The organism is Streptomyces sp. NPDC050121 (assembly GCF_044460385.1).
In the GTDB taxonomy this organism is placed as follows: domain Bacteria; phylum Actinomycetota; class Actinomycetes; order Streptomycetales; family Streptomycetaceae; genus Streptomyces; species Streptomyces soliscabiei.
Window position 1 is genome coordinate 119,520 of sequence record NZ_JBITJV010000025.1, and the last position, 25,328, is coordinate 144,847.

The window sequence follows — 25,328 nt, forward strand, 5'->3', positions numbered from 1 at the left end:
GCGGGTCAGGGGGAGGGGGCGGCAGGTGTCCGCTCCGGTTCGGTCACCCGGCGGCGCCTGCGCCGTTTCAGCAGGGCCCATGGGCCCCGTGGCCCCGTCGGCATCGCTGCCGTGACTTCCGTGCCCGCCTCCGACGCCGCTTCCGCCGCTGCCCGGGCCACCGGCAGGAAACCCTCGCGGCGGGAGACGTCCGGGCGCTCCTCCTCCGCCGGCCACAGGCCGAGGGTCGCGCAGACCGTGGGCAGCACCGCCATCGCCGCCGTCGCGTACCCCTCCGCCGACGGGTGGTAGTGATCGGGGCCGAACAGCTCGCGCGGGTTCGCCTCGAACTCGGGGCCCAGCAGGTCGCCCAGCGACACCGTGCGTCCGCCCTGCTCGATCGTGCCGATCGTCTGGGCCGCCGCCAGCTGGCGGGACGCCCGGCGGGCCAGCCAGCGCAGGGGCTGCTGGACCGGCTCGATCGTGCCCAGGTCGGGGCAGGTGCCGACGACGACCTCCGCGCCGGCCGTCCGCAGCCGCCGTACCGCCGCGGACAGGTGCCGGACCGAGCGGGTGGGCGGCATGCGGTGGGTCACGTCGTTCGCGCCGATCATGATCACGCAGATGTCGGGCACCCGGTCGGAGTCCCCCAGGACCAGCGCCACCTGCCGGTCCAGGTCGTCGGACTGGGCGCCCGGGAGCGCCACGTTGCGCAGTTCCACGGGGCGTTCCGCGACCGCCGCCAGGCCCGACGCCAGCAGGGCGCCCGGGGTCTGCCCGGAACGGTTCACGCCCTGGCCCGCCGCCGTGGAGTCGCCCAGCATCGTCAGCAGCAGCGGTTCCTTGCCGGGCCCGGGGGCGTCGTAGGCGTGGCCGTAGCGGCCGTCCGCCTGCGGGACGTGCGGATGCGACCCGTTGTTGACCTGGCGGCGCGCCAGATGTACCTCCGCCAGCACCAGTCCGACCGCTGCCGCTCCGGCCAGTCCGATGCCGCCGCCCCCGTAGGCCGCGCCGGCCGCGATGCGCCGGGCCACTCTCGCCCTCGACATGCTCGTCATGCCTCGACGCCACCTCCTCGTGTCCGTACACCCACTCCTTGCCCCGTACGGGGCGTCGCCCAATCTCCACCAGGAGTGAACGTGCCGCCCCGGTCGCGACCCGGCCCGTAGGCTGGCTTCACCACTACGACCACAGTTTTTGCAAGCAACCGGAGACAACGGTGCGATTCCACGACTCGATGATCAGCCTCGTCGGCAACACCCCGCTGGTGAAGCTCAACAGCGTGACCAAGGGCATCCAGGCGACCGTCCTGGCCAAGGTGGAGTACTTCAACCCGGGCGGTTCCGTGAAGGACCGCATCGCCCTGCGCATGATCGAGGCCGCAGAGCAGAGCGGGGAGCTCAAGCCGGGCGGCACGATCGTCGAGCCGACCAGCGGGAACACCGGGGTCGGGCTGGCCATCGTGGCGCAGCAGAAGGGGTACAAGTGCATCTTCGTGTGCCCCGACAAGGTGTCCACGGACAAGATCAACGTGCTGCGGGCGTACGGCGCCGAGGTCGTCGTCTGCCCGACCGCTGTGGACCCCGAGCACCCGGACTCGTACTACAACGTCTCCGACCGGCTGGTGCGGGAGACGCCGGGGGCGTGGAAGCCCGATCAGTACTCCAACGCGAACAACCCGCTCTCCCACTACCACTCCACCGGCCCCGAGCTGTGGGAGCAGACGGAGGGCAGGATCACCCACTTCGTCGCGGGCGTCGGCACCGGCGGCACCATCTCCGGCACCGGCCGCTATCTGAAGGACGCCAGTGAGGGCCGGGTGCAGGTCGTCGGCGCCGACCCCGAGGGCTCGGTGTACTCCGGCGGGTCCGGGCGGCCGTACCTCGTCGAGGGCGTCGGCGAGGACTTCTGGCCGACCGCCTACGACCGGACCGTCGCCGACGAGATCGTCGCGGTGTCCGACAAGGACTCCTTCCAGATGACCCGCCGGCTCGCCAAGGAGGAGGGGCTGCTGGTCGGCGGCTCCTGCGGGATGGCCGTCGTCGCCGCGCTGCGGGTCGCCGAGCGGCTCGGCCCGGACGACGTCGTGGTGGTCCTGCTGCCCGACAGCGGTCGCGGATACCTCAGTAAAATCTTCAACGACGAGTGGATGGCGGACTACGGCTTCCTGGAGGACGAGGGTCCCAGCGCCCGTGTCGCCGACGTCCTCAACGACAAGGCGCACGGCTCCATCCCGTCCCTCGTCCACATGCACCCGGACGAGACCGTCGGCCAGGCCATCGAGGTGCTGCGCGAGTACGGCGTCTCGCAGATGCCGATCGTGAAGCCGGGCGCCGGTCACCCCGACGTCATGGCGGCGGAGGTCGTGGGCTCGGTCGTCGAGCGCGAACTGCTCGACGCGCTGTTCACCCAGCGGGCCTCGCTCTCCGACCCGCTGGAGAAGCACATGTCGGCCCCGCTGCCGCAGGTCGGCTCCGGTGAGCCGGTCGGCGACCTGATGTCGGTGCTCGGCAGCGCCGACGCGGCGATCGTCCTCGTCGAGGGCAAGCCCACCGGGGTCGTCAGCCGCCAGGACCTGCTCGCCTTCCTGGCCAAGGGCGGGAAGTAACTTCCGGGGGCCGGGAGCCGGAACCTCCGGGAAACCTCCGGTGAACGGCCCCTTGGGGCGGGGAACTTCCGTTTGCCCACCGAAACAGTGGACTTCGCGGAAGTGGTACGAGCGCGTCACGTCCGCGCAGCACTCGCTTAACACGCGTCCTGCATATTTGTGGATGTCGGCAGGGCGGGAGCGGCTCCCCTCCCCACCGGCACCAAAACGGCGTCACGGACCTCCGGAGCGGCTCCCGGACCTCCACCGACGCCACGGACGCGCAGCCCGGCCTGACCCGGCCCGCGTCCCTCGCGGGGACCGCCGTCGTCCCGCCCCCCGGTATCGGGGGTGCGGCGGTCCCCGCGAAAGCTTTTCCCGGCGCCTGCCGCCGCCCGCGCGGATGAGAAGATCCGCGGCATGCCGCGGCCCCAGCCCGAAGACCTGACCTCCCTAGTCCTGCGTGTCGACTTCGAGGACGGCATCGCCTGGGACGCCCTGCGCACTGCGGTCGACGCCCACGCCATGGCGTGGGCGGAGCACTCCCTCCGCCCACGCCATGGCGGGCGCGGAGCACTCCCTGCTGGCCCTCGACCTCTACGACGAGCCCGGCCGGACGTTGCGGGTGCCGCCCGGTGGTTCCCGGACGTCTCCGCGAACCTGTCCATCGCCATGGACTCGCCGACTTCGCCGACTTCGCCGACTGTGCCGACGTCTCAGGTGCGTTTCGTGGCTTCGGGGGCGGGTGACGTCGTCCAACTGCCCAGCAGTGCCAGGCGTTCCGCGGTGTCCGAGCCCGGCTGGGGGGTGTAGATCAGCAGGGACTGGTTCGGGTCCTCCGCGATGGTCAGGGTTTCGTAGGGGAAGGTCAGCGGGCCCGCTACCGGGTGCTGGACGCGTTTCACGCCATAGGCGCAGGCCCGGACCGGGTGATCGGCCCACAGGCGGCGGAAGTCCTCGCTCTTCAGGGAGAGTTCGCCGACGAGCGAGGTCAGCCGGCGGTCCTCCTGGTGGTGGCCCGCCTGCATCCGCAGATGCGCGACGCACTGGACGGCCACCGCCGACCACTCCGGGTAGAAGTCGCGGGAGGCGGGGTCGAGGAAGACGTGCCGCGGGATGTTGCGGCCGTCCGGCGTGCTCCTGCTGTAGCCGAAGACGGCGTCGGCGAGCGCGTTCCACGCCAGCACGTCCATGCGGACGTCCACGACGAACGCCGGGGTGCGCTCCATGCTGTCGAGCAGCAACTGCACGCCCGCGCGCACGCGGGGCGCGGCGCTGCCCCCGGACGGCTTGCGGGGGCGCGCGACGGCGTGCAGGTAGGCGCGCTCCGTGTCGTCCAGGCGCAGGACACGGGCCACGGCGTCCAGGACCGTGTCGCTGACGCTCGGCCCCCGGCCCTGTTCCAGGCGGATGTAGTAGTCGACGCTCACTCCGGCGAGCTGCGCCACCTCCTCGCGGCGCAGTCCGGGGACGCGCCGGCGCCCGTGCGAGGGCAGTCCGACCTCCTCCGGCTGGATGCGAGCACGGCGTGAGCGCAGAAAGTCCCCAAGGTCCCCGTCCATGGGTTCGATCGTAGAGGAGGGCCTCGATCCCAACCTGGTACTGGCGGACCCAGGTACTGGCAGACCCAGGAAAAGCTCATCCCTGGGTAGGGCCGTGGCCGGCCGCGAGAGTGGGGTGTGTCGCCGGGGAGACGCCCCGGCTCACCTTCCCAGGAGCAACAGATGTCGTACGAGAACCAGAACGGCGACCAGTACGCGAGCCCTTACACGAGCCTTGCCGGTCGTACCGCCGTCGTCACCGGCGCGGCCAGCGGGATCGGGGAGGCGGTGGCCGTGCTGCTCGCCGCCTCGGGGGCCCGGGTCGCGCTGCTGGCCCGGCGCGGGGACCGGCTGGAGGCGGTCGTGGAGAAGATCCGCGCCGACGGCGGCGAGGCCCTCGCGGTCGTCGCCGACGTCACCGACGACGCGTCGGTGGCCGCGGCCACGGGCCGGATCCGGGAGGCCTACGGGACCGTCGACCTGGTCGTCAACAACGCCGGCGTGATGCTGCCGAACCCGGTCGACGCCGGCCGGACGGACGAGTGGCAGCGGATGCTCGACACCAACGTCACCGGGGTGCTGCGGGTGATCCGCGCCTTCACCGGCGACCTGGTGGGCACCGCCGCCGAGGGCCGCAGCGCCGACCTGGTGAACGTGTCGTCCATCGGCGCGCACATCACCTTCCCCAACTACGCCGTGTACGGCGCGACGAAGGCCGCCGTCACCTACCTCTCGCAGTCCCTGCGCACCGAGTTCGGGCCCCGGGACGTGCGGGTCACCAACGTGGAGCCGGGGCTGACCGAGACCGAGCTGGCGACACACCTCGACAACGACGAGCTGGCCGGGCAGCTGGACGGCATGTTCGGCGCGATCGGCGCGCTGTCGTCGGCGGAGATCGCCGACGTCGTCGCCTATGCGACCAGCCGCCCCCGGCATGTCAACCTGCGGCAGATCATGGTGCTGCCGACCCGGCAGGCGTGAGCCCACGCCCGACGGCTCAGTCCTTCCAGTCGTCGTTCTTGCCGGCGGAACGGCGCCGTCGGCCGGAGAGCAGCTCGGGGTTGGTGCGGACGGCCTGGAGGAAGTTCACGCCGACGATGCCGACCCAGGCGGCGAGCACGCCCGGGAAGTTCGCCAAGCCGCCGCCGATCGCCGACAGCGGGATCGCCAGGATCAGCGAGACGATGGCGAACCCGAAGCGGTCGCCCCAGGAGTCGGTGGGCTTCGGCGCCCGGGAGCCCCGCGCGGCCACCATCTGCTGCTCGGCCAGCTGCCTGCGCACCCGGCGCTCCACCGCACCGTCGATGCGCTGGTCGACCTTCTCCAGGAACGAGTCCACCAGCGCGGACTCGTACTCCTCGCCCAGTTCCCTGCGTGTCTGCAAGGTGGCGTCGAGTTCCTTCTTCAGGTCCGTGTCCCGCGCGTCCATGGCCGTCTCCCATCCCGTCATGGACACCAAGGTTAGGGAGCCGGGACAGCCGCCGCACTGGGGTTAGCCCCCCAGTGCGGGGTCGGGTTCGCAGGCGGGACCCTGTGGTTCGAGGGTGGTCCTATTTCGCCAGCCCGTGCTGCTTCGCGTATGTGTTGGCCACGTCCTCCGGGTCCTTCTTGTCCTTGTCCACCTGGCGGTTGAGCTCGGTGAGCTGCTCGTTGGACTGCTGTCGTGCCGTGCACGTTCTTCGACCGCGTGGGCGGTCTCGTCCTTCCGGCACCGGCTGTTCGCCGGGGGCGGGGGATCCCGCCCTGTCCTGCCGCGACGTTGGCTGCTGCGTTGGTGTCCGCGTTGCAGGTGAAACCGCAGGAGGAACAGACGAACTCGGCTTGGCTCTTGCGCGAGTTCTTGTCGATCCATCCGCAGGCGCTGCACCGCAGAGATGTGTACGGGGCCGGTACGTCCTCGACCCGGCCGGGGGCTTTGTGTCCGGTGCGCCGACGGAGCAGGCCCCAGCCCTGGGCGAGGATGCTCCGGTTGAGTCCGGCTTTCTGTGCGACCCGTTTGCCCGGCGTCTCGACGGTGCCTTTGGCGGAGCGGGTCATGTTCTTGATGTTCAGCTTCTCGAACCGCACGAGGTCGTAGGTGCGGGCGAGCAGGGTGCTGGTCTTCTCGCACCAGTCTTTACGCCGGTTCGCCTACTTGGCCTTGAGTCTGGCCGCCTTCGCGTACGCGGAGGTCTTCTGCGGGCTGCCCTTCTTCGCGCGGGCGGCACGGCGCTGGTGCTTGCGGATCTGTGCGCGCTCGCGGGCGGTGAGCTGGGGGCAGTTGAGGGTGCGCCCGTCGGAGAGGGCGGCGGTGATGGTGACGCCGCGGTCGATGCCGATGACCTCGCCCGTGCCGGGCGCGGGCACCGGCTCAGGGACGACGGCGAACGCGGCATGCCACTGACCGTTGCGGTAGGTGACGCGGAACGTCTTCGCCGCAGGGAGTCGGGCGCCTTTGCCGCTGGTGCTGAGGCGGAAGCGGACCCAGCCGCAGCCGGGCACCTTGACCTGAGCCCACCGCCGGTTGAGTTTCCGCACCACGACCGAGCGGCCCATGACCTGCCGGCCGGTCTTCGCGTTCAGCTTCGCCGCACCGTCCTCGTGGTACTCGCGCACGCGGTCGGCGCCGATGACCCGGAAGCCCTCATGTCGGTACCTCCTGCGCCAGGTCGGCTCACCGAACCGGGACGTGAAACGTGCCTGCCTGGCCTTCGCGAAGTCCTTGAGGGCCTGCTGCTGCACGTCCGCGTTCCCGGCGCCCAGCCACGCGTTGTCACGCCGGGCCTCGGTGAGCTGACGGCACTGCTCGGCGAAGGAGGGCGCGGACCTGCGGCCCGGCCTCCAGTGCGCATGCTGCTCGACCGCGAGGTTCCAGACGTAGCGGGCGTGCGCGCAGTGCAGCAGCATCTGCCGCTCCTGCCCACCCGTCGGGTACGTCCGAAACCGTGCCATGCCGTGAACCTAGACCACACGTTCCCCGCCCGCGCACCTCATCGATCACCGTCACCCGTGCGAGTGGCCACCCCGCCCCCCCCCGCCGGCCACTGGCCCCAGGGATCAGAACCCCCGACTCCCCGTCACCATCACCCGTCCGCAGCCACCCTCCGCATCCCGGACGAGAACGCCGGATCGCCATGGCGGCGATCCGGCTACCCCTGCCCCGCTCCGCGGGAGCGGGCATTCACCCCGGCCCTGAAGGACCGGGCACCCTGCCCGAAAGCCAGGTGGACCGCGTCGCGTCGAACTGGATCATGAGATGTCCCTTGCCCGGCTGTATAGCGTCATGCAGAGTTCTCTTTAGATGAATAACTTGTCAACGGTTCGGTGTTAATCCGAGGTAATGGATGACCGGCAGGCAAGATCAGGTGTCCGGATTGAGAGGAGTTTGTGGCCTTATGTCATCTCGGATCGTGGACGCCGCTCATGGGTCCGGCACTGGATCCGGCCCCGGTCTCGTCGTCCTGGACGGGATCGCCCTCGGCGTCGCGGACGTCGCGCGCCTCGCCGACGGGACCGCGCGGCCCGTCCCCGGCACCGACGCGACCAAGCGGATGACCGAGTCCTGGGACGCCGCCCGCCAGATCGCCGCCACCGGCCGCGTCTACGGCCGCTCCACCGGCGTCGGCGCCAACCGGAACGAGGACGTGCCCACTGAGGCCGCCGCGGAACACGGCCTGCGCCTGCTGCGCAGCCACGCCGGCGCCATCGGCGAGGAACTGCCCGCCCGACAGGTCCGGGCCATGCTCGCGGTCCGCGCCAACCAACTGCTCGCCGGCGGCGCGGGCCTGCGGCCCAGCGTCGTCACGGCGCTGTGCGAAGCACTGGAGAGCGGCGCCCACCCGGTCGTCAACGAGTTCGGCTCGGTGGGCACCGGGGACCTGGCGGCGCTCGCCCAGCTCGGACTGGCGCTCGTCGGGGAACACCCCTGGCGCGGCGACGGCGCCCCCGAACCGCAGCAGCTCGACAACAACGACGCCCTCGCGCTCATCAGCAGCAACGCCCTCACCCTCGGCCAGTCCGCGCTCGCCCTGCACGAACTGCGCGGGCTCCTGGAGGCCACCCCGGTCGTCGCCGCGCTCTCCCTGCTCGCCGTGGACGGCTCGCACGAGGCGTACGCCGCCCCCGTGCACGCCGCCCGACCGCACCGCGGCTCCGCCGAAGTCGCCCGCCGCATGCGGGAGTTGATCGGCGCCGAGGACCGGCCCACACCGCCGCTCGGCCGCATCCAGGACCCGTACGGCTTCCGCTGCCTGCCCCAGATCCACGGCCCCGCGCACGACGCCGCCGACGCCCTGGAGGAGGTCGTCGCCATCGAGATCAACGCGGCCGCCGAGAACCCGCTCATCTCCCCCGAGGACATGGCCGCCTACCACCACGGCGGCTTCTACCAGGCCCAACTCGCCCTCGCCCTGGACCACTTCAGGCTGGCGCTGACCCAGGTGGCGAGGCTGTCCACGTCCCGCCTCTCGACCCTCAACGAACCCGCCTACACCCGGCTGCGCCCCTTCCTCGCCGACCCCGAGCCCGCCTCCTCCGGCGTGATGATCCTCGAATACGCCGCCGCGGCCGCCCTCGGTGATCTGCGGGCCTTCTCCGCGCCCGCGTCGCTCGGCCACGCTGTACTCTCCCGGGGCGTCGAGGAACAGGCCAGTTTCGCCTCGCTCGCCGCCCGGCAGACACTGCGCGCCTGCGCCGCGTACCGTCTCGTCGTCGGCTGCGAACTCGTCGCCGCCGTACGGGCGCTGCGTCAGCGCGAACTGCGGCCCGAGCCGGGACTTTTGGCCGGACGGGCGCTGGAACTGGCCGAGGCGGTGCTCGACGCGGACCAGGCCGACCGGCCGCTCACGGACGACGTGAGCGCGGCGGCCCGGCTGCTGGACCGGTTCACGGACATCTGGAGGGGGAGCGAGGCATGAGCGCCGAAACGGGGACGGGGACGGGGACCGGGATGGGGACAGGGCCGGGGACCGGTGCGGGTGAGCCTGGCGCGGAGACTGCGGGTGCGGAGCCGGGTGCGGGGGTGCCGGACAGTCCCGCGGGCCGGCTGCAGGCCCTCTTCGAGGGGCACCGGCTGACGCCGACCCAGCGCCGCATCGCGCACAGCATGGTGCGCCGAGCCGCCGACGTGCCGTTCCTGTCCAGCGTGGAGCTGGCCGAACTCGCCGGGGTCAGCCAGCCGTCCGTGACCCGCTTCGCGGTCGCCCTCGGCTTCGACGGCTACCCCGCCCTGCGCAAGCACCTGCGCGAGGTCGCGCCCACCGAACAACCGGCCGGCTCGGCCTCGTACAACGAGTACCAGCAGGCCGTCGAGGCCGAGATCGAGAACCTCAGGCACCTCGCCGAACTGCTCGCCGACCCCCGGCCCGTGCAGCGGGCGGGCCGGCTGCTGGCGGCCTCGCGGCCGCTCCCCGTGCTCGGCCTGCGCGCCGCCGCCTCGCAGGCGTACGGCTTCGCCTACTTCGCCGCCAAGGTCCACCCGGACGTACGGCTGCTCAACGAGGGCGGCACGATGATCCACGACCGGATCGACGCCGCCGTCCGCGCGGGCGCCTCGGCGCTGCTCTGCTTCGCGCTGCCCCGGCATCCGCGCGAGGTCGTCGACACCCTGGCCTACGCCAGGGAGGCCGGGCTGAGCGTGGTGACGGTCGCCGACTCCGCGTTCGCGCCGGTCGCCAAGGTCTCCGACCTGCTGCTGCCGGCCGCCGTCGGCACCGGGCTCGCGTTCGACACGGCGTGCGCGCCGATGCTGCTCGGACGGGTGCTGCTGGAGGCGATGTGCGACGACCTGCCCGACGCGCAGGCCCGGCTGGAGGAGTTCGACACGCGGGCCGCGGCCCGGGGACTGTTCGTGGAGTAGGCCTGGAGTAGGCCCGCTCTCTCAGACTCGTCTCACGTTCGCTCACTAGTCTGAACGGTCACGAGACTGTGCCGGAGTGACGAGGAGACGGACGTGGCACGCGGAGGGCAGGGGCTGGCTCGGGTAGCCGTCGTCGTACGGGCCGGGGCCGCGCCGTTGTGGTGGTGCGGGGTGTTCGCGGCGGGGGTCGGGGTCCTGGTGCCCGGCCTCACGGGACGACGGATCGGGGTGTTGGCCGGGGCCGCGTTGTTCATCGTGGCCGTCGCCGCGGTGACGTGGCGGGGCCGACGGCGCTACCGGGAACTCGGCCGTGGGGCCGCCCGGGCCGGCAAGCACGACGTGCTCCAGGACCGTGCGGTGACCGTCCGCACCTGGCGGCGCGGCCACCGCTGGTGGCTGCTGCTCGCCTTCGCGGCCGCGCTGGGCAGCTCCTTCGCGGTGCCCGCGGCCGGCGGCCTGCTGCTCGCCGGCTGCGGGACCGGGCTGCGGCTGAAGGCCGCCTGGCTCGGGCGGCGCGAGCGGGACGAGGACGCGCTGCTGTGGGTGCGCGTCGACTGGCTGGACCGGCGCGGCGGCCGCCCGTCCGGCAAGACCGTCAAGGCGTACCGCAGCACCGGCATCGCGGCCGGCGACGCGGCCCCGGGCGGCGCCCGCCGCCGCACCGCGGCACTGGTGTGACGTTTCGGGACGTCAGGTCCTGGACCTGCCCTGGACCTGCCCTGGACCTGCTCTAGACCTCCAGGTCCTCCTCGATCCTCTTGAGCTGGTGGCGGGCCATCGCCAGGTTGGCCCGCTTGGCGTCCAGGACGAGGTAGAGGAAGAGCCCGTTGCCGCCGCGACCGCTGATCAGGCGCAGCAGGTGGTACTGGTCGGACAGGGTGATCAGGATGTCCTCGATCTGGGCCTTGAGCCCGAGGTGTTCCATGGTGCGCATCTTGGCGCGCACCACGTCGGTGTTGCCGGCGGCGGCGACGTTCAGGTCGAAGGTCTTGCTGCCGCCCAGCGTGCCCAGCGCCATGCCGCTGGTGTAGTCGACGAGCGCGACGCCGGTCGCGCCCTCGATGGAGGCGAGCGCCTCTTTCAGGCAGGTCTCGGTATTGGCCATGACTGTGCTCCTAGGGTCCTGTCAACTTTCCGTGGTGGTGCGCGCGTTGGCGGTGGCCGTGCCGCGCGCCGATCTGGTCCGTACGGTCGGGGGTTTGGCGGGCGTCCGGACGGGCGCCTTCGCGGGCGTCTTCGCCGGCGGCCCGGCGGGTGCGGCGCGCGCCTCGCGCGCCTTCGCCTCCCGCGCGTCGACGAGATCCCCGATCCGGGCGCCGGCCCGGCGGCCCTCCAGATGCAGCCGGCCGACGTTGACGCGATCCTGCGCGAGCAGGGTCAGTACGGCGCTCTCGCCGGCCGCGTAGGTGGCGACGTAGCCGTACATCCCGCGCACGAGCAGCTCGCGGAAGTCGCCCTGGCCGGTGGTGTCCGCCAACCGCACCGCGACGCCGAGGGCGGCGGCGGTCAGCGCGGCCACCACCTCCGGCTCCACGCCGGGCGTGTCGTGGGCGAGGACGAGACCGTCCACGCCGGCCGCGAGTGCGCCGGTCAGCTGCGGCACCCGGGCCCGCAGCCGCCGGAGTTCGTCGAGTATCTCGGGCTCGGACGCCATCAGCTCGCTCCTCTCGGCGCGCGGTCGCTGGCGTTCAAAGGGCCTCCAGCGCATCCCTGAGCCTCTTCAGCAGGGTGATGTCGGGGTCGTTGACGCGGGGCAGGGTGATGCCCGGCGGGGGGTCGGGGGCGGGGGCGTGGGCGGTATCGGGAGCGGGGGCGGGAGCGGCGTGGGGGGCGGGGGGTATGGGATGGGGACGGGGGTGGGTCTGGGGCTGGGGCTGGGGGTGGGAATGGGAATGGGAGGGAGGAAAGCCGTCGGGATGGGCAGGGGGAAAGCCGTGGGGAAGGGCGTACGGAGGGGCGTACGGAGGGGCGTACGGAGGGGCGTACGGAAGGTCGTGAGGGAGACAGTGGGGAAGGTCGTGGGGGTGGGCTGGGAGAGGGGCTGGGAGAGGGGCTTGTAGAGGGACCTGGGTGAGGGGGGTCGGCGGTGGGTGGTGGGGGCGTGGGGGCGGGAAGAGGGCGGTGAGCAGGCCCGCCGCCGCCAAGCGGCGGACGTCCACCAGGGTGTGGAAGGCCTGCCGCCCCAGCTCGCGGGCTATGTCCGACGCGGTGCGCACGCCGTCCACCAGGGCCAGCACCCCGCTCTGCCGGGCGGTCGGCGCCGGCGCCGCGACGCTCTCGGCCCGCCGCAGCGGCGCCCCGTCCGTCAGCGGGTCCGGCCACAGCCGGTGCAGCAGCTCACGGCGGCGCAACGTCTCGCGCTCGACGGCGTCGACCGGGACCGGTCTCAGGGCGCCGAGCCAGTGCCAGGCCCCGTACCGGAACCGGCCCGGAGTGCTGCTGGGGGCGAGGGCGAAGAACGCTGCGTCGAACACCGCCTCCAGGTGGCACAGCTCCAGCGCCCCGCGCGGGATTCGGCCGGCGTCGAGCAGCAGACGGGCCGCGCCGTGTTCCTCGTCGGCCCGGTCCACCGCGTCCTGCCAGGCGGCCGGGGCGAGGGTGCCGTGGGCCAGGAGGAGCACGTCGAGGCCGGGGGCGAGGGGGCTCTCGGCGTGCACCACGCGGCCCTCGGCGAGATAGAGCGAGCCGCGCTCGCGTTCCAGGACGCCGGTCGCCCGCTCGGCCGCCAGCCGGGTCAGCATCGGCGACAGGCCGCCGCCGCGTGCCCGGCCTGCCGACTTCTCCCGCACGGGCAGCCGGGGCGGCGGGGTGGTGCCCGGCGGGGTCGTTCTCACCGCGGTCATCCCAGCACCAGCCGTCCGGCCATCTCGCCCAGCCGGATCCGGGCCAGCGCGAGATTGCCGTCCGGTCGGCCCAGCCAGACGTGCAGGAACACACTGCTGTCGAAGGACGTCGGCACGAAGCGGAGCACGTGATAGCTGTCCCGGTTGCTGATGATCAGGTCCTCGACCGGTGGATCGGCGATCCCGGCCCCGGCCCCGGTTCCAGTCCCGGCTCCGGCTCCGGCCCCGGTCTCCGCTCCGGTCCCGGACTCGGTCCCAACGCCGTGGGCGGCATGGCCCTCGGGCGTGAAGGCGCGCTGTTCAGTGGTGAGCCGGGCGACCTCCGCGGCCTCGGCGGCCGCCGCCTCGTGGTCGCCGCCGGGGAACTCCCCGACCGTGCCCAGGGCCAGCCCGCTCGTCCAGTCGACCAGCGCGGCGCCCCGCGCGCCGGGCAGCCGCATGGCCTCCAGTAGACACTCGTCGATTCCGGGCACCGTTGGCTCCCCTCCTGCCGTCGGTTCGGCTGAGTGAGGAAGAAGCTACGCAACGTGTGCGCGAGGGGTGAGTCTTCTGGCATTTTCCAGCGGAACATGCTGCCGGGTTACTAGGGTGGGTCGGCTGACCCCGCGTCGGGCCGCGTTCCGGGCCGCGTCGACGCCCATGTCTCCCTTCAACACCGTGCACCTCGGCGTGCGTCAACGGCGCGCGCGTCCGTCCGGGGTGGTGAGTGCGGCGGTGCGCGCCCCCTTCTCCCCGCCGTCCTCCCCGCCGTCCTCCTGACCGTTCTCTCTATTGACTAGCTCTATTCATCCAGTCAGGATGTGAATAACAACAGCAACAGTCCGCCGGGATCACCGATCCGCAAGGAGGCCGACCATGTCAGGACCCCGCCCCGTACGAGCACCGCGCGGTACGGAACTGAGCGCCCTGGGATGGCAGCAGGAGGCCGCCCTGCGCATGCTGCAGAACAACCTCGACCCCGAGGTCGCCGAACATCCCGACAAGCTCGTCGTCTACGGCGGCACGGGCAAGGCGGCCCGTGACTGGCGCTCCTTCGACGCGATGGTGCGCACGCTGCGGACCCTGAAGCAGGACGAGACCATGCTCGTCCAGTCCGGCCGGCCCGTCGGCGTCATGCAGACCCACGAGTGGGCCCCGCGCGTCCTCATCGCCAACTCCAACCTCGTCGGCGACTGGGCCAACTGGGAGGAGTTCCGCAGGCTGGAACAGCTGGGCCTGACGATGTACGGCCAGATGACCGCCGGGTCGTGGATCTACATCGGCACCCAGGGCATCCTTCAGGGCACCTACGAGACCTTCGCCGCCGTCGCCGCGAAGAAGTTCGGCGGCACGCTCGCCGGCACCATCACTTTGACCGCCGGCCTGGGCGGCATGGGCGGCGCCCAGCCGCTCGCCGTGACGATGAACGACGGCGTCGCGATCTGCATCGACGTCGACCCGCGCGCCATCGAACGCCGCATCGAGCACCGCTACCTGGACGTGTGGGCCGACAGCCTGGAGCACGCCCTCCAGCTCGCTGTCGAGGCCCGCGACGCCCGCCGCCCGCTCTCCATCGGCCTCCTCGGCAACGCGGCGGAACTGCTGCCGCGCATGCTCGCCGAGGGCGCCCCCATCGACATCGTCACCGACCAGACGTCGGCCCACGACCCGCTGTCGTACCTGCCGGTCGGGGTGGACTTCGACGACATGGCGTCGTACGCGGCGAAGGACCCGGCCGGTTTCACGACCCGGGCCCGCGAGTCGATGGCCCGGCACGTCGAGGCGATGGTCGGCTTCATGGACGCCGGCGCCGAGGTCTTCGACTACGGCAACTCCATCCGCGGCGAGGCCCAACTCGCCGGATACGAGCGCGCGTTCGCCTTCCCCGGCTTCGTGCCCGCCTACATCCGCCCGCTGTTCTGCGAGGGCAAGGGCCCCTTCCGATGGGCCGCGCTGTCCGGCGAGGCCTCCGACATCCACAAGACGGACAAGGCGATCCTCGACCTCTTCCCCGAGAACGAGTCGCTGCACCGCTGGATCAAGATGGCCGGCGAGCGGGTCCACTTCCAGGGCCTTCCGGCGCGCATCTGCTGGCTCGGCTACGGCGAGCGCGACAAGGCGGGCGAGCGCTTCAACGACATGGTGGCGTCCGGTGAACTCGCAGCCCCCCTCGCCATCGGCCGCGACCACCTCGACTCCGGCTCCGTCGCCTCCCCGTACCGCGAGACCGAGGCCATGCTCGACGGCTCCGACGCGATCGCCGACTGGCCGCTCCTGAACGCCATGGTGAACGTCGCCTCGGGCGCCTCCTGGGTCTCCATCCACCACGGCGGCGGCGTCGGCATGGGCCGCTCCATCCACGCCGGCCAGGTGTCCGTGGCGGACGGCACGAAGCTCGCCGGCGAGAAGCTGCGCCGCGTGCTGACCAACGACCCCGGCATGGGCGTCATCCGGCACGTCGACGCCGGCTACGACATCGCCGAGACCGCCGCCGACGAGCGGGGTGTGCGCGTCCCCATGCGCGAGGGTGACGACGCGTGACCCCTCCGGGAGATGAGCGGAACGGCAACTCTCCGGCGGGGGCTGAGCTCTCGCCGCCGAGCGCGGGGCCGGCGGGTGGTGGCTCCTTCCATGAGATGTGGCGCGAGCTGCTCCCCATCGGGCGGAATGCCGACTCTCAGGGTTACCGGCGGTTCGCCTGGACGTCCGCAGACGCCGAGTGCCGGGCCTGGTTCAAGGAGCAGGCCGAGGCGCGGGGGCTGGCGTACGAGGTCGACCGGAACGGGAACCAGTGGGCCTGGCTCGGGGATCCGCGCGCCGGGGATGTCGTCGTCACCGGGTCGCATCTCGACTCCGTGCCGGACGGCGGCGCCTTCGACGGCCCCCTCGGTGTCGTGTCCTCCTTCGCCGCGCTCGACGAACTCCGCGCGCGGGGCGTCGCGTTCACCAAGCCCCTCGCCCTGGTCAACTTCGGCGACGAGGAGGGCGCCCGCTTCGGGCTCGCCTGCGTCGGCTCCCGGCTCGCCGCCGGGCAGCTCACCGTCGAGCAGGCGCACCGGCTCACCGACGGCGACGGGGTCACTCTCCCGCGGGCCATGGAGGCCGCCGGGTACGACCCCGACGCCATCGGCGCGGACCCGGAGCGGCTCGCCCGCATCGGCGCGTTCGTCGAGCTGCACGTCGAGCAGGGCCGAGCCCTCGACCTGAGCGGGGACCAGGTGGGCATCGCCAGCGCCATCTGGCCGCACGGGCGCTGGCGGTTCGACTTCCGGGGCGAGGCCAACCACGCCGGCACCACCCGCCTCGTGGACCGCCGCGACCCGATGCTGTCGTACGCCGAGACGGTCCTCGCCGCCCGCCGCGAGGCCCGGCTCGCGGGCGCCGTAGCCACCTTCGGCAAGATCTCCGTCGAGCCCAACGGAGTCAACGCCATCCCCTCCCTGGTGCGCGGGTGGCTCGACTCCCGCGCCGCCGACCAGGCCACCCTCGACACGGTGGTCACCGGCATCGAGCAGGCCGCCCGTGAGTACGCCGTCGCCCAGGGCGTCGATCTCGACGTCGTCCGTGAGTCGTTCACGCCCGTCGTCGAGTTCGACCACGCCCTGCGCGACGAACTCGCCCGCATCCTCGGCAAGACCGCCGACAGGAGCACCGACCTCACGGTCCCCGTCCTCGGCACCGGCGCCGGACACGACGCCGGGATCCTCTCCGGGACCGTGCCGACCGCCATGCTGTTCGTGCGCAACCCCACGGGCGTCTCGCACTCCCCGGCCGAGTTCGCCGCCGAGGACGACTGCGTGGCCGGGGTGCACGCCCTCGCCGACGTACTGGAAGGACTGGCCTGCCGGTGACCCCCACGCAGCGGACACGGACGTACTGGCTGGAGCATGCCTGGCTCGACACGAACGTCGAGCCGGGCGTCGCCCTCACGGTGTCGACGAGCGGCTCCGGCGCGGGGACGGGCGGCCGCATCACCGACGTCCGCACGGGCGTCGGCTCCCCGCCGCCCGGCGCCGAGATCCTGCGCGGGCTGACCCTTCCGGGCCTGGCGAACGCCCACAGCCACGCCTTCCACCGTGCCCTGCGCGGCACCGTCCAGGTCGGCTCCGGCACCTTCTGGACCTGGCGCGAGGTCATGTACTCGGTCGCCGACCGGCTGACCCCGGAGACCTACCACCAGCTGGCCCGCGCCGTGTACGCCGAGATGGCGCTGGCCGGCGTCACGGCCGTCGGCGAGTTCCACTATCTGCACCACGCCCCCGGCGGCACTCCGTACGCCGACCCCAACGCCATGGGCGAGGCCCTGATCGAGGCCGCCGCCGAAGCCGGCATCCGCATCACCCTCCTCGACACCGCCTACCTCTCCTCCGGCTTCGGACAGCCGCCCAACGCCCACCAGCTCCGCTTCTCCGACGGCGACGCGGACGCCTGGGCCGAACGCTGTTCACTTCTCAAGGAACGGGATCACGCGAGGATCGGGGCGGCCGTCCACTCCGTACGGGCCGTGCCCGCCGACCAGTTGGGAGCCGTGGCGCGCTGGGCCGAGGAGCGCCGGGCGCCGCTGCATGTGCACCTGTCCGAGCAGACCGCCGAGAACGACGCCTGCCGCGCCGCCCACGGCCGGACGCCCACGCAGCTCCTCGCCGACCACGGTGTCCTCGGCCCGCGCACCACCGGCGTGCACAACACCCACCTCACCGACGAGGACATCGCCCTCCTCGGCCGCACCGGCACCGGCACCTGCATGTGCCCGACGACCGAACGCGACCTCGCCGACGGCATCGGCCCGGCCGTCGCCCTCCAGGCCGCGGGCTCGCCCCTCTCCCTCGGCTCCGACAGCCATGCCGTCATCGACCTGCTCGAAGAGGCACGCGCGATGGAGCTGAACGAGCGGCTGCGCACCCGCGCCCGCGGTCACTGGACGGCGGCGGCCCTGCTGCGCGCCGCTTCCGCCGACGGCCACGCCGCCCTCGGCAACCCGGACGCGGGCAGACTGGAGGTCGGTTCGGCCGCCGACTTCACGACGATCGCCCTCGACTCGGTCAGGACGGCCGGCCCGGTGCCCAGGCTCGGCGCCGAGACGGCCGTATTCGCGGCGACCGCGGCGGACGTACGGCATACGGTCGTCGCCGGACGTCACGTCGTACGCGACGGGGCGCACACGCTCGTACCGGACGTGCCGCAGGCCCTCGCGCGGGCCGTGGCAGCCCTGCGAGCCTGACCACCACGCCCGCCCCCGTCAGCCACGACGACACGACGATGAGCAGCGAGGACACGACGATGAGCAGCACCGGCACGACCACCGTCATCACCAACATCGCCACGCTGGTCACCAACGACCCCTCCCTCGGAGACGGCTCCCCTCTTGGACTGATCCAGGACGCGGCCGTCGTCATCGACGGCGACCGCGTCGCGTGGACCGGTGAATCAAGCAAAGCACCCGCCACTGACAATCGGGTCGACGCGGGCCGCCGGGCGGTGCTCCCGGGCTTCGTCGACTCCCACTCCCACCTGGTCTTCGCGGGCGACCGCACGCAGGAGTTCAACGCCCGCATGTCGGGCCGCGGTTACACGGCGGGCGGCATCCGCACGACGGTCGCGGCGACGCGAGCGGCGAGCGACGAGGAACTCGAGGCGAACGTCGTCCGTTTCCTCGCCGAGGCCCTCCGCCAGGGCACCACCACCTTCGAGACGAAGTCCGGCTACGGCCTGACCGTCGCCGACGAGGCCCGCGCCCTGCGCCTCGCGGCGAAGCACACCGACGAGGTGACGTACCTCGGTGCGCACATCGTCTCCCCCGACTACGCCGACGACCCGGCCGCGTACGTAGCCCTCGTCACCGGCGAGATGCTCGACGCCTGCGCCCCGCACGCCCGCTGGATCGACGTGTTCTGCGAGAAGGGCGCGTTCGACGGCGACCAGGCCCGCGCGATCCTCACCGCCGGCAAGGCCAAGGGCCTGCACCCCCGCATCCACGCCAACCAGCTCTCCTACGGCCCCGGCGTGCAGCTGGCGGTCGAGCTGGACGCGGCCAGCGCCGACCACTGCACCCACCTCACCGACGCCGACGTGGACGCGCTGGCGAACGGGAACACGGTCGCCACGCTCCTGCCCGGCGCCGAGTTCTCCACGCGGGCGGAGTGGCCGAATGCCCGTCGCCTGCTGGACGCGGGCGTCACCGTCGCCCTCTCCACGGACTGCAACCCGGGCTCGTCGTTCACCTCGTCCGTGCCGTTCTGCATCGCGCTCGCCGTCCGGGACATGCGGATGACGCCGGACGAGGCGGTGTGGTCGGCGACGGCGGGCGGCGCGGCGGCCCTGCGCCGCACCGACGTGGGCCGCGTGACCCCCGGCGCGTACGCCGACCTGACCCTCCTGGACGCCCCGAGCCACGTCCACCTGGCCTACCGCCCGGGCGTGCCGCTGGTGTCGGGGGTGTGGCGGCGCGGCCGCCGGGTCGTCTGAGCGGCCCCGGCAGCCGACTCCCGCCCCCGGTCCGCGATCGTCCGCCCCCACCCGGTGCCGACGAGCACGAGCACCGCGCCCACGTAGCCGAGCCACCCCGGTCGGTCCCCGGCGAGCGCGATGCCGACGGCCGCCGCCCACACCGGCTCGGTGCCCAACAGCAGACTGACCCGGGACGGCGACGTACGGCGGACCGCCCACATCTGCACGAAGAACGCGAACAGCGTGCAGAACGCGGAGAGGTAGACCAGGCCGAGCCAGTCCCCGGCGTCGAAGTCCGCGGCGGCGGTCCACGGCGACGCGCCCGTCCCCGGCACCGCCACCAGCACCGCGAACACGGCCACCGCACCGCCCAGTTGGACGGTCGTCAGCGACAAGGCGTCGGCCCCGCGCACCGACTCCATGCGGGCCATGGCCAGCACATGCACGGTCCGCGCGACGGCGGCCCCCAGCATCAGCAGATCGCCGCCGGAGGGCGCCGTGAACCCGGCCCCCTGCGTCAGCAGCGCCACGCCGAGCACCGACAGCCCGGCCGCCGCCAGGAACGCGCCCGGCAGCCGCACGCCCCGCACCCGGCTCTCCGCGAGCGGCGTGAACACCATGGTCAGACTGATGATCAGCCCGGCGTTGGTCGCGGAGGTGTGCACGACCCCGTACGTCTCCAGCACAAAGATGCCGGCCAGGATCACCCCCAACCCCCCGGCCCCACGCACCTGCGTGCCGCTCAACGCCCGCAGCCGCCGCCACCCCGCCACGACCAGCACCGGCAACACCACGCCGAACCGCAGCACCAGCACGGCCAGCACGGTGCCGGAGGTCGTGACCCCCTTCGCCGCGAGATAACTGGACCCCCACACGACGGCGACCAACAGAACGGGAACATCGGCGAGCCGCCCGAGGCGGACGGAACCGGCAGGGGAGTCGGACACAGGGCTCCTCATGAGCAGATGACGGGGACTGGCCCAGCGGCTCTGCTGGTCAGAGGGCCGGCCCAGAATAGTCACCGGGCGGAATCCGGCCAACGGGTTTCCACGACGGGGACAGGGCTTCGCGACCAAACCAGGTCGACGGCGGTCGCCGCGTTACCCGATCATGCGCATATGCCGCTGAGAGACACCCTTGACCGAGTCGACGGGGACCTGGCCGCCGGCCGGGTCCCCGTCGCGCGCCAGCGCCTGCGTGGGCTGGTGTCGTCCTTCCCGGACGACCTGACGCTTCGCCGCCGCCTGGCGGAGGTGTACCGACTGTACGGAGAGCTCGCGGAAGCGGGTCGCTGGATGTACCTCGAACAGGACCGGGACGCAGCCGAGACCTCCGCCTTCGAGACGAGATACGACACAGCTCCGAAGCGCATGCGGGCACTTGCCTGGCGGGGCCCCGAGTCGCTCGCCCGATCGGCCTTTGCCAGAGAGCAACTGGCGGCAGTGCGCGCGGCCTGCTCCGATGCCATGGGACGTCCTGTCGACTGGGACACGGTGCCGTCCGGGGCGTCCGACGGAGAGGCAGACAGCAGGGGAAGCAGGTTCGTCGATTTCCTGGCGGGGGCCGGCTGCCTGGTGGCGGTCCTCGCGTTCCTCGCGATCTGGGTGAACGGACTCGTCGCCCTCTTCGACTGACTCAGTCGCCGGGGCGGACGGGTAGCGAGCGGGTGCGTATGGCTTCGAGGAGGTGGGTGAGCGGGGTGTGGGTGGTGGTGAGGACGGTGGTGGGGGCGTCGGATTCGCGGAGGTGGAGGGTGGTGGGGGTGGAGGCGAGTTCGACGCAGTCATTGCCGTCGCCCTCGCCGGAGTACGACGACTTCCGCCAGTTGTCGGGGGTGGTCATGGGGGCGCCTCACAGCTCCTTCGCCAGCTTGTGGATGAAGTCACGCGACCGTTCGGGATCGAGTGCCACACCCTCCACTTTATGGAAGCGCGTTCGATAGGCGTTGAGCTGAGCCTCGGAATCGATGAAGACCGAGCCGTGGGGCGCGTCACGGACCACGGTGTCCAGCTTGGGCACGGGGCCGTCCACATAGGTCATGGTGCTTGAGGCCCTGGCGAAGCCGTCCAGGTCGAAGGGAACGACGAGCAGGGTGATGTGGTCCGCCTCGGAGAGTTCCAGGAGTCTGCTCAACTGCGCTCGTGAGGCGGCGCGGTCGCTGACCCTGATGCGGAGTGCCGCCTCGTGGATCACCACTGTGTACGGGAAGGCAAACGCTTGGCGGGCCATTCGGTGCTGGACGCGCAGCTCAAGTTCCTCAGGAGCGAGCTCGGGAACCCTGGACGAGAAGACCGCGCGAGCGTAGTTCTCCGTTTGCAGTAGACCGGGAACGTACAAGACGGCCACCTCGCGCCGGAACGTGGCGTGGTGATCCAGTTCCGACAGGTCCAGGAACGACGTCGGAAGCGAGCCCCGGTACTCCTCCCACCACCCCTGCGTCCGATCGGTCGCCATGCTGACCAGGGCGTCGATGAACTCCTCGTCCGTACAGGCGTAGTGGGATGCGAGGCGGCGAAGTCGCTTCTCGCTCACGCCTGCGAGCCCTGACTCGATGTGGGTGATCTGTGCGGGGCTAACGCCGAGTAGTGCCGCTGTCTGGCGGGCGTTGAGGCCTGCCGCCTCGCGGAGCCTGCGCAGTTCAGTCGCCAGACGCAGTTGACGTGCCGTTGGTTCGCGCCTCAAAGCCCTCGACCGTTCCTAGGTCCAACGCGCCTGCAGGCGCGACTCTTTCGGCGTCAGATTACGCGATCGGCTTGCCGCATCTCTAGATTTAGATCTACCGTCAGTGACGCGACCTTCACGCTGCGAAGTGCACCGCTCCCTCCTGCCATGACGGCTGCGGCGATGCCACCGCGCCCCCATGTCCACTCACCCACCCGGAGCTGCCCCATGCCCGAAACCACCACCGACTCCTGGGAGTACTCCCTCTACATCCCCACCGACCCCCGCGCCGTCACCGTCTGTCGTCGCACCCTCCGCCTGATCCTCACCCTGCATGGACTCGTCCACCTTGCCGAGACGGCGGAGCTGCTTGTCTCGGAGTTGATGTCCAACGTCGTCCTGCACACCAAGGGGCCGGGATGCCTGCGCGTCCGCTTCCGGGACGACGTCCTGCAGATCGGTGCGTGGGACGCGGACCCCGAACCACCCGAGCCGCCAAGCCGGTTGGAGGAGATCGGCGACGACGCGGAGAGCGGCCGGGGTATGGCCCTGGTGCGGGCCTGTTCGGACCTCTGGCACTGGCAGCCGCTGTCCCGCATGGGGCATCGAGGCAAGTTGGTCTGGTGCGAACTCGACGCGGCGTAGCTCGTTGATCGCGCCAGAAGGAGGTGACGGCGATGCAGTACTTCTGGCGGCACCCGCTCGCTGAGGAGGTGCGCGAGCAAGGTCGGGAAGAGGGCCGAGCGCAGGAGAGGGCGGAGACTGTTCTGCGTAACCTCCGGTGGCGGCAGGTCGACGTCCCCGACTCCGTCCGTGAGCGCGTTCTCTCCTGCGCCGACATGGACGAGCTGGGTGTCTGCCTCGACCGTTCCTACCAGGTCACCGACGCCCGGAGTTTGTTCGACGAAGGGTTCTGACACTGGTGCCGGGGGTCCCGGGGGCCGGAGCCCCCGGGAAGGCCTCATTCCTCCAGCCGCAGCCAGAGTCTCGTTCCGCCGCACTCAGACCCTTACTCCTCCAGGGTCAGGCCCTTGCGCAGCCGCACCAGGGTGCGGGACAGCAGGCGGGAGACGTGCATCTGGGAGATGCCGAGTTCCTCGCCTATCTCCGACTGGGTCAGGCCGGCGACGAACCGGAGGGAGAGGATCTGCCGGTCGCGGGGCGGGAGTTCGGCGATGAGGGGCTTCAGTGACTCGACGTACTCGATGCCTTCGAGTCCGTGGTCCTCGTAGCCGATGCGGTCGGCGAGCGCGCCTTCCGCGTCGTCCTCCTCCGGCTGCGCGTCGAGCGACGAGGCGGTGTACGCGTTCGACGCCGCCATGCCCTCGACGACCTCCTCCCGTGAGAGGTCGAGGCGCTCGGCCAACTCCGCGACGGTGGGCGCGCGGTCGAGTTTCTGGGCCAGTTCGTCGCCCGCCTTGGCCAGGTCGAGCCGGAGCTCCTGGAGCCGGCGCGGGACGCGCACCGACCACGAGGTGTCGCGGAAGAAGCGCTTGATCTCGCCGATGATGGTTGGCATCGCGAAGGTCGGGAACTCGACGCCGCGCGAGAGCTCGAAGCGGTCGATCGCCTTGATCAGGCCGATGGTGCCGACCTGGATGATGTCCTCCATCGGCTCACTGCGGGAGCGGAACCGGGAGGCGGCGAACTTGACCAGCGCGAGGTTCAGTTCGACGAGGGTGTTGCGGACGTACGAGTATTCGTGCGTGCCCTCTTCGAGGGACTCGAGCCGCGCGAACAGGGTCTTGGACAGGGCCCGTGCGTCGACGGGGCCGACCTCGTCGTACGGGGGGATCTCCGGAAGTCCGGCGAGGGCGTCGGTGGGGTCGACGTCCAGCGCCGTGTTCTGGGCGATGGGTTCCAGATGTTCCTGATCCGGAGGGGGTGTCGACGTCGCTCCGCGGGTATGCGGTGCGTCGAGCCGGGGTGACATGATGTCCTCCATCGTTCTCGGCGTATGGCTGCCGAAGCCAGTGAGCGCACTACGGTGTGCGGCGCCTCCAAAGCCGGCCGTGTCGGTTGCGTGTTCCTACTAGCCCTACCCGCTTTACTCGGCCAACCGCAAGTGGCTTTTGTGTGGTTATGTCCGTTTGTGGGTGATTGTTCGGGTGTTGAGGTGCGGGTCGAAGGCGTAGGGTTCGAGGGCGTCAGCAAGCAGTTCGCGACCCCAGGAGAAGAGACGGCATGGACCGCGGGACGGTCGGCAGCGCACAGTCTGGCCGGCTTCTGGTCGAGGTGCGGGAAGAGGGCTCCAGCGCCGTCGTGACCCCGGCGGGTGAGTTGGATCACCACACCGCCGATCTGTTGCGTGAGCCACTCGAAGACTGCCTCGCCCGGGGCCACAAACGGCTGGTGGTGGACTGCACCCGCCTGGAGTTCTGTGACTCCACCGGACTGAACGTGCTGCTCGGAGCACGTCTGAAGGCGGAGGCGGCCGGTGGCGGGGTCCATCTCGCGGGGATGCTGCCCGTCGTGGCGCGGGTCTTCGAGATCACCGGCGCGGACGCGGTGTTCACCGTGCACGCCACGGTCGAGGCGGCTCTCGCCGACGACGGCTGAACTTCGCCGCCCGGCCGGGGATGGGTGCGAACGGGTGGGAACGGGTGGGTGTTCCGCCGGTCCCCCCGGGCAGGAGACATCCTGGACCTGAACATGTCGGCGGCAAGGTCGACGCGAACGCTGTCGGTCCACGTACTACCCATGTACAGACTCTGTAGAGATCTGACTCTTGAATTGTGAACCGGTTAATCGGGGAATCGGTGAGGTGAAGCGCTGATGAGCACCACCCGGCCTTACTCGCCGGGCGACCGCGGGCCGGAGCCCAGCGGCGCTTCCGGGTCGTCCGAAGGGGGCACGGCAGCCGAGGCGGAGGGATCGTCCGGGTCGTCCTCGGGGTCCTCCGGGTCCTCCGGGGCGTCCGGGTCCTCCGGGGCGTCCGGGTCGTCCGGTGCGTCGGGGTCGTCCGGCGCGTCGGGCAGCCGCCAGGTGCGCCGGCTGAGCTTCGACGACGCCAGCGGGGTCGTCCCGCTCGCCCGTGACTTCGCCCGCCAGGCGCTGTACGCGTGGGGCTGGCTGCCGGCCGCCACCGCCGACCGGCGGGCTGTTGCGGAGGACGTGCTGCTCGTCGTCTCCGAGCTGGTCACCAACGCGTGTCTGCACGCCGAGGGGCCGGACCGGATGGTTCTCGGCTGCGACAAGAAGGTTATCCGCGTCGAGGTCTCCGACCGAGGCACGGGCCAGCCGGCCCCGCGCACCCCGCACCGCGCGGGCCGCCCCGGCGGACACGGCATGTTCATCGTCCAGCGCCTCTGCCTGGACTGGGGCGTCGTACGGGCCCCGGGTGTTGCGGGCAAGACGGTCTGGGCGGAGTGCGCCATGGAAGCGCCTTGATGTATTCCCGGCTGAGCTGGGAGGAATTCGGAGAGTATTCCTGGGCCGAATGACTTACCCGGAGC

Annotated in this window: 26 protein-coding genes and 2 pseudogenes; 14 read left to right on the forward strand and 14 right to left on the reverse strand. The window is 71.7% G+C overall.

The genetic code is table 11. The annotated features are described in order from the left end of the window. Positions 1–5: 5 nt before the first annotated feature. On the reverse strand, positions 6–1,037 hold the full coding sequence (locus ACIBTS_RS32040; RefSeq protein ID WP_399324005.1) for an SGNH/GDSL hydrolase family protein: 1,032 nt from the start codon (positions 1,035–1,037) through the stop codon (positions 6–8). A gap of 161 nt (positions 1,038–1,198) precedes the next feature. Between ACIBTS_RS32040 and ACIBTS_RS32045 the strand changes: the two genes are divergently transcribed. Next, the gene (locus ACIBTS_RS32045; protein ID WP_079661810.1) at positions 1,199–2,587 is read left to right on the forward strand and encodes a cystathionine beta-synthase; all 1,389 of its coding nucleotides are present in this window, start codon (positions 1,199–1,201) and stop codon (positions 2,585–2,587) included. Between the two features lie 695 nt (positions 2,588–3,282). On the opposite strand, the gene ACIBTS_RS32050 is transcribed toward ACIBTS_RS32045, so the two are convergent. Continuing rightward, a complete protein-coding gene (locus tag ACIBTS_RS32050) occupies positions 3,283–4,128 on the reverse strand; it encodes a helix-turn-helix transcriptional regulator (protein ID WP_319673211.1) in 846 nt (281 codons plus the stop codon). A 162-nt stretch (positions 4,129–4,290) separates the two neighbouring features. Between ACIBTS_RS32050 and ACIBTS_RS32055 the strand changes: the two genes are divergently transcribed. Then, positions 4,291–5,088, forward strand: a complete 798-nt coding sequence (locus tag ACIBTS_RS32055) for an SDR family oxidoreductase (protein ID WP_399324007.1) — start codon at positions 4,291–4,293, stop codon at positions 5,086–5,088. A gap of 16 nt (positions 5,089–5,104) precedes the next feature. On the opposite strand, the gene ACIBTS_RS32060 is transcribed toward ACIBTS_RS32055, so the two are convergent. The 4 genes and pseudogenes from ACIBTS_RS32060 to ACIBTS_RS32075 all read right to left on the reverse strand — a co-directional run bounded on the left by ACIBTS_RS32060 (position 5,105) and on the right by ACIBTS_RS32075 (position 7,038). Next, positions 5,105–5,536 carry a hypothetical protein gene (locus ACIBTS_RS32060; protein ID WP_399324046.1) on the reverse strand — a complete coding sequence of 144 codons (432 nt, stop codon included), beginning with the start codon at positions 5,534–5,536 and terminating at the stop codon, positions 5,105–5,107. Between the two features lie 121 nt (positions 5,537–5,657). Beyond that, positions 5,658–5,753, reverse strand: a pseudogene (locus tag ACIBTS_RS32065) (ABC transporter substrate-binding protein); the annotation flags it as partial. 118 nt (positions 5,754–5,871) lie between these two features. Further along, a pseudogene (locus ACIBTS_RS32070) lies at positions 5,872–6,144 on the reverse strand (zinc ribbon domain-containing protein); the annotation flags it as partial. Positions 6,145–6,237: 93 nt separating this feature from the next. After that, complete coding sequence (locus ACIBTS_RS32075; RefSeq protein WP_399324009.1) at positions 6,238–7,038, reverse strand: RNA-guided endonuclease InsQ/TnpB family protein; 801 nt, start codon at positions 7,036–7,038, stop codon at positions 6,238–6,240. A 443-nt stretch (positions 7,039–7,481) separates the two neighbouring features. Between ACIBTS_RS32075 and ACIBTS_RS32080 the strand changes: the two genes are divergently transcribed. The 3 genes from ACIBTS_RS32080 to ACIBTS_RS32090 all read left to right on the forward strand — a co-directional run bounded on the left by ACIBTS_RS32080 (position 7,482) and on the right by ACIBTS_RS32090 (position 10,621). Further along, positions 7,482–9,002, forward strand: coding sequence for an aromatic amino acid ammonia-lyase (locus ACIBTS_RS32080; RefSeq protein WP_399324011.1), 1,521 nt, complete (start codon positions 7,482–7,484; stop codon positions 9,000–9,002). Between the two features lie 32 nt (positions 9,003–9,034). Continuing rightward, entirely contained in the window at positions 9,035–9,943 is a 909-nt protein-coding gene (locus ACIBTS_RS32085) for a MurR/RpiR family transcriptional regulator (protein WP_399324048.1), read from the forward strand. A 93-nt stretch (positions 9,944–10,036) separates the two neighbouring features. Beyond that, complete coding sequence (locus ACIBTS_RS32090; RefSeq protein WP_099936717.1) at positions 10,037–10,621, forward strand: hypothetical protein; 585 nt, start codon at positions 10,037–10,039, stop codon at positions 10,619–10,621. A gap of 52 nt (positions 10,622–10,673) precedes the next feature. On the opposite strand, the gene ACIBTS_RS32095 is transcribed toward ACIBTS_RS32090, so the two are convergent. Genes ACIBTS_RS32095 through ACIBTS_RS32110 form a run of 4 tightly spaced genes read right to left on the reverse strand, consistent with a single transcriptional unit; the run spans position 10,674 to position 13,259 of the window. Further along, a complete protein-coding gene (locus tag ACIBTS_RS32095; RefSeq protein ID WP_079661820.1) occupies positions 10,674–11,048 on the reverse strand; it encodes a hypothetical protein in 375 nt (124 codons plus the stop codon). 21 nt (positions 11,049–11,069) lie between these two features. Continuing rightward, complete coding sequence (locus ACIBTS_RS32100) at positions 11,070–11,597, reverse strand: roadblock/LC7 domain-containing protein (protein ID WP_399324014.1); 528 nt, start codon at positions 11,595–11,597, stop codon at positions 11,070–11,072. Between the two features lie 34 nt (positions 11,598–11,631). Further along, positions 11,632–12,786 carry a transcriptional regulator gene (locus tag ACIBTS_RS32105; protein WP_399324016.1) on the reverse strand — a complete coding sequence of 385 codons (1,155 nt, stop codon included), beginning with the start codon at positions 12,784–12,786 and terminating at the stop codon, positions 11,632–11,634. Then, positions 12,783–13,259, reverse strand: coding sequence for a hypothetical protein (locus tag ACIBTS_RS32110; protein ID WP_399324018.1), 477 nt, complete (start codon positions 13,257–13,259; stop codon positions 12,783–12,785). Before ACIBTS_RS32110 ends, ACIBTS_RS32105 begins: the two co-directional genes overlap by 4 nt. Positions 13,260–13,641: 382 nt before the next feature. Between ACIBTS_RS32110 and hutU the strand changes: the two genes are divergently transcribed. The 4 genes from hutU (at position 13,642) to hutI (ending at position 19,230) form a co-directional block, all read left to right on the forward strand. Beyond that, on the forward strand, positions 13,642–15,306 hold the full coding sequence (gene hutU / locus ACIBTS_RS32115; protein ID WP_399324020.1) for a urocanate hydratase: 1,665 nt from the start codon (positions 13,642–13,644) through the stop codon (positions 15,304–15,306). Positions 15,307–15,401: 95 nt separating this feature from the next. Beyond that, the gene (locus ACIBTS_RS32120; RefSeq protein ID WP_399324050.1) at positions 15,402–16,616 is read left to right on the forward strand and encodes an allantoate amidohydrolase; all 1,215 of its coding nucleotides are present in this window, start codon (positions 15,402–15,404) and stop codon (positions 16,614–16,616) included. Continuing rightward, positions 16,613–17,986, forward strand: coding sequence for a formimidoylglutamate deiminase (locus tag ACIBTS_RS32125; RefSeq protein WP_399324022.1), 1,374 nt, complete (start codon positions 16,613–16,615; stop codon positions 17,984–17,986). The genes ACIBTS_RS32120 and ACIBTS_RS32125 overlap by 4 nt, the downstream gene beginning before the upstream one ends. A gap of 38 nt (positions 17,987–18,024) precedes the next feature. Then, complete coding sequence (gene hutI, locus ACIBTS_RS32130; protein WP_399324024.1) at positions 18,025–19,230, forward strand: imidazolonepropionase; 1,206 nt, start codon at positions 18,025–18,027, stop codon at positions 19,228–19,230. Here hutI and ACIBTS_RS32135 read toward each other — a convergent pair. After that, on the reverse strand, positions 19,170–20,171 hold the full coding sequence (locus ACIBTS_RS32135; RefSeq protein WP_399324026.1) for a DMT family transporter: 1,002 nt from the start codon (positions 20,169–20,171) through the stop codon (positions 19,170–19,172). The two genes, hutI and ACIBTS_RS32135, sit on opposite strands and share 61 nt — an antisense overlap. 159 nt (positions 20,172–20,330) lie before the next feature. Between ACIBTS_RS32135 and ACIBTS_RS32140 the strand changes: the two genes are divergently transcribed. Further along, positions 20,331–20,846, forward strand: a complete 516-nt coding sequence (locus ACIBTS_RS32140) for a DUF6584 family protein (RefSeq protein ID WP_399324028.1) — start codon at positions 20,331–20,333, stop codon at positions 20,844–20,846. A 1-nt stretch (position 20,847) separates the two neighbouring features. Here the strand turns inward: ACIBTS_RS32140 and ACIBTS_RS32145 are convergent, their stop codons facing one another. Next, complete coding sequence (locus ACIBTS_RS32145; protein ID WP_399324030.1) at positions 20,848–21,054, reverse strand: DUF397 domain-containing protein; 207 nt, start codon at positions 21,052–21,054, stop codon at positions 20,848–20,850. A 9-nt stretch (positions 21,055–21,063) separates the two neighbouring features. Then, on the reverse strand, positions 21,064–21,894 hold the full coding sequence (locus tag ACIBTS_RS32150; protein ID WP_399324032.1) for a helix-turn-helix transcriptional regulator: 831 nt from the start codon (positions 21,892–21,894) through the stop codon (positions 21,064–21,066). A gap of 207 nt (positions 21,895–22,101) precedes the next feature. Between ACIBTS_RS32150 and ACIBTS_RS32155 the strand changes: the two genes are divergently transcribed. Together ACIBTS_RS32155 and ACIBTS_RS32160 are read left to right on the forward strand one after the other, a co-directional pair. Next, positions 22,102–22,518: an ATP-binding protein gene (locus ACIBTS_RS32155; RefSeq protein WP_399324034.1), complete on the forward strand. Its 417-nt coding sequence runs from the start codon at positions 22,102–22,104 to the stop codon at positions 22,516–22,518. 32 nt (positions 22,519–22,550) lie between these two features. Further along, positions 22,551–22,790 carry a hypothetical protein gene (locus tag ACIBTS_RS32160; protein ID WP_399324036.1) on the forward strand — a complete coding sequence of 80 codons (240 nt, stop codon included), beginning with the start codon at positions 22,551–22,553 and terminating at the stop codon, positions 22,788–22,790. A 92-nt stretch (positions 22,791–22,882) separates the two neighbouring features. Here ACIBTS_RS32160 and ACIBTS_RS32165 read toward each other — a convergent pair whose 3' ends face one another. After that, positions 22,883–23,818: an RNA polymerase sigma factor SigF gene (locus ACIBTS_RS32165; RefSeq protein ID WP_079661831.1), complete on the reverse strand. Its 936-nt coding sequence runs from the start codon at positions 23,816–23,818 to the stop codon at positions 22,883–22,885. A 239-nt stretch (positions 23,819–24,057) separates the two neighbouring features. On the opposite strand from ACIBTS_RS32165, the gene ACIBTS_RS32170 reads away from it, so the two are divergent. Together ACIBTS_RS32170 and ACIBTS_RS32175 are read left to right on the forward strand one after the other, a co-directional pair. Next, positions 24,058–24,432, forward strand: a complete 375-nt coding sequence (locus tag ACIBTS_RS32170; protein ID WP_399324038.1) for an STAS domain-containing protein — start codon at positions 24,058–24,060, stop codon at positions 24,430–24,432. Between the two features lie 216 nt (positions 24,433–24,648). Continuing rightward, a complete protein-coding gene (locus ACIBTS_RS32175) occupies positions 24,649–25,263 on the forward strand; it encodes an ATP-binding protein (protein WP_399324041.1) in 615 nt (204 codons plus the stop codon). Positions 25,264–25,328 lie beyond the last annotated feature (65 nt).

What these genes read in the sequence shown, in the direction of transcription:
- ACIBTS_RS32040 (WP_399324005.1), bottom strand. Translation starts at nt 1,037, where the DNA reads ATGACGAGCATGTCGAGGGCGAGAGTGGCCCGGCGCATCGCGGCCGGC.
- ACIBTS_RS32050 (WP_319673211.1), bottom strand. Translation starts at nt 4,128, where the DNA reads ATGGACGGGGACCTTGGGGACTTTCTGCGCTCACGCCGTGCTCGCATC.
- ACIBTS_RS32055 (WP_399324007.1), top strand. Translation starts at nt 4,291, where the DNA reads ATGTCGTACGAGAACCAGAACGGCGACCAGTACGCGAGCCCTTACACG.
- ACIBTS_RS32060 (WP_399324046.1), bottom strand. Translation starts at nt 5,536, where the DNA reads ATGGACGCGCGGGACACGGACCTGAAGAAGGAACTCGACGCCACCTTG.
- ACIBTS_RS32075 (WP_399324009.1), bottom strand. Translation starts at nt 7,038, where the DNA reads ATGGCACGGTTTCGGACGTACCCGACGGGTGGGCAGGAGCGGCAGATG.
- ACIBTS_RS32080 (WP_399324011.1), top strand. Translation starts at nt 7,482, where the DNA reads ATGTCATCTCGGATCGTGGACGCCGCTCATGGGTCCGGCACTGGATCC.
- ACIBTS_RS32085 (WP_399324048.1), top strand. Translation starts at nt 9,035, where the DNA reads ATGGGGACAGGGCCGGGGACCGGTGCGGGTGAGCCTGGCGCGGAGACT.
- ACIBTS_RS32095 (WP_079661820.1), bottom strand. Translation starts at nt 11,048, where the DNA reads ATGGCCAATACCGAGACCTGCCTGAAAGAGGCGCTCGCCTCCATCGAG.
- ACIBTS_RS32100 (WP_399324014.1), bottom strand. Translation starts at nt 11,597, where the DNA reads ATGGCGTCCGAGCCCGAGATACTCGACGAACTCCGGCGGCTGCGGGCC.
- ACIBTS_RS32105 (WP_399324016.1), bottom strand. Translation starts at nt 12,786, where the DNA reads ATGACCGCGGTGAGAACGACCCCGCCGGGCACCACCCCGCCGCCCCGG.
- hutU (WP_399324020.1), top strand. Translation starts at nt 13,642, where the DNA reads ATGTCAGGACCCCGCCCCGTACGAGCACCGCGCGGTACGGAACTGAGC.
- ACIBTS_RS32120 (WP_399324050.1), top strand. Translation starts at nt 15,402, where the DNA reads ATGTGGCGCGAGCTGCTCCCCATCGGGCGGAATGCCGACTCTCAGGGT.
- hutI (WP_399324024.1), top strand. Translation starts at nt 18,025, where the DNA reads ATGAGCAGCGAGGACACGACGATGAGCAGCACCGGCACGACCACCGTC.
- ACIBTS_RS32135 (WP_399324026.1), bottom strand. Translation starts at nt 20,171, where the DNA reads ATGAGGAGCCCTGTGTCCGACTCCCCTGCCGGTTCCGTCCGCCTCGGG.
- ACIBTS_RS32140 (WP_399324028.1), top strand. Translation starts at nt 20,331, where the DNA reads ATGCCGCTGAGAGACACCCTTGACCGAGTCGACGGGGACCTGGCCGCC.
- ACIBTS_RS32145 (WP_399324030.1), bottom strand. Translation starts at nt 21,054, where the DNA reads ATGACCACCCCCGACAACTGGCGGAAGTCGTCGTACTCCGGCGAGGGC.
- ACIBTS_RS32155 (WP_399324034.1), top strand. Translation starts at nt 22,102, where the DNA reads ATGCCCGAAACCACCACCGACTCCTGGGAGTACTCCCTCTACATCCCC.
- ACIBTS_RS32160 (WP_399324036.1), top strand. Translation starts at nt 22,551, where the DNA reads ATGCAGTACTTCTGGCGGCACCCGCTCGCTGAGGAGGTGCGCGAGCAA.
- ACIBTS_RS32165 (WP_079661831.1), bottom strand. Translation starts at nt 23,818, where the DNA reads ATGGAGGACATCATGTCACCCCGGCTCGACGCACCGCATACCCGCGGA.
- ACIBTS_RS32170 (WP_399324038.1), top strand. Translation starts at nt 24,058, where the DNA reads ATGGACCGCGGGACGGTCGGCAGCGCACAGTCTGGCCGGCTTCTGGTC.
- ACIBTS_RS32175 (WP_399324041.1), top strand. Translation starts at nt 24,649, where the DNA reads ATGAGCACCACCCGGCCTTACTCGCCGGGCGACCGCGGGCCGGAGCCC.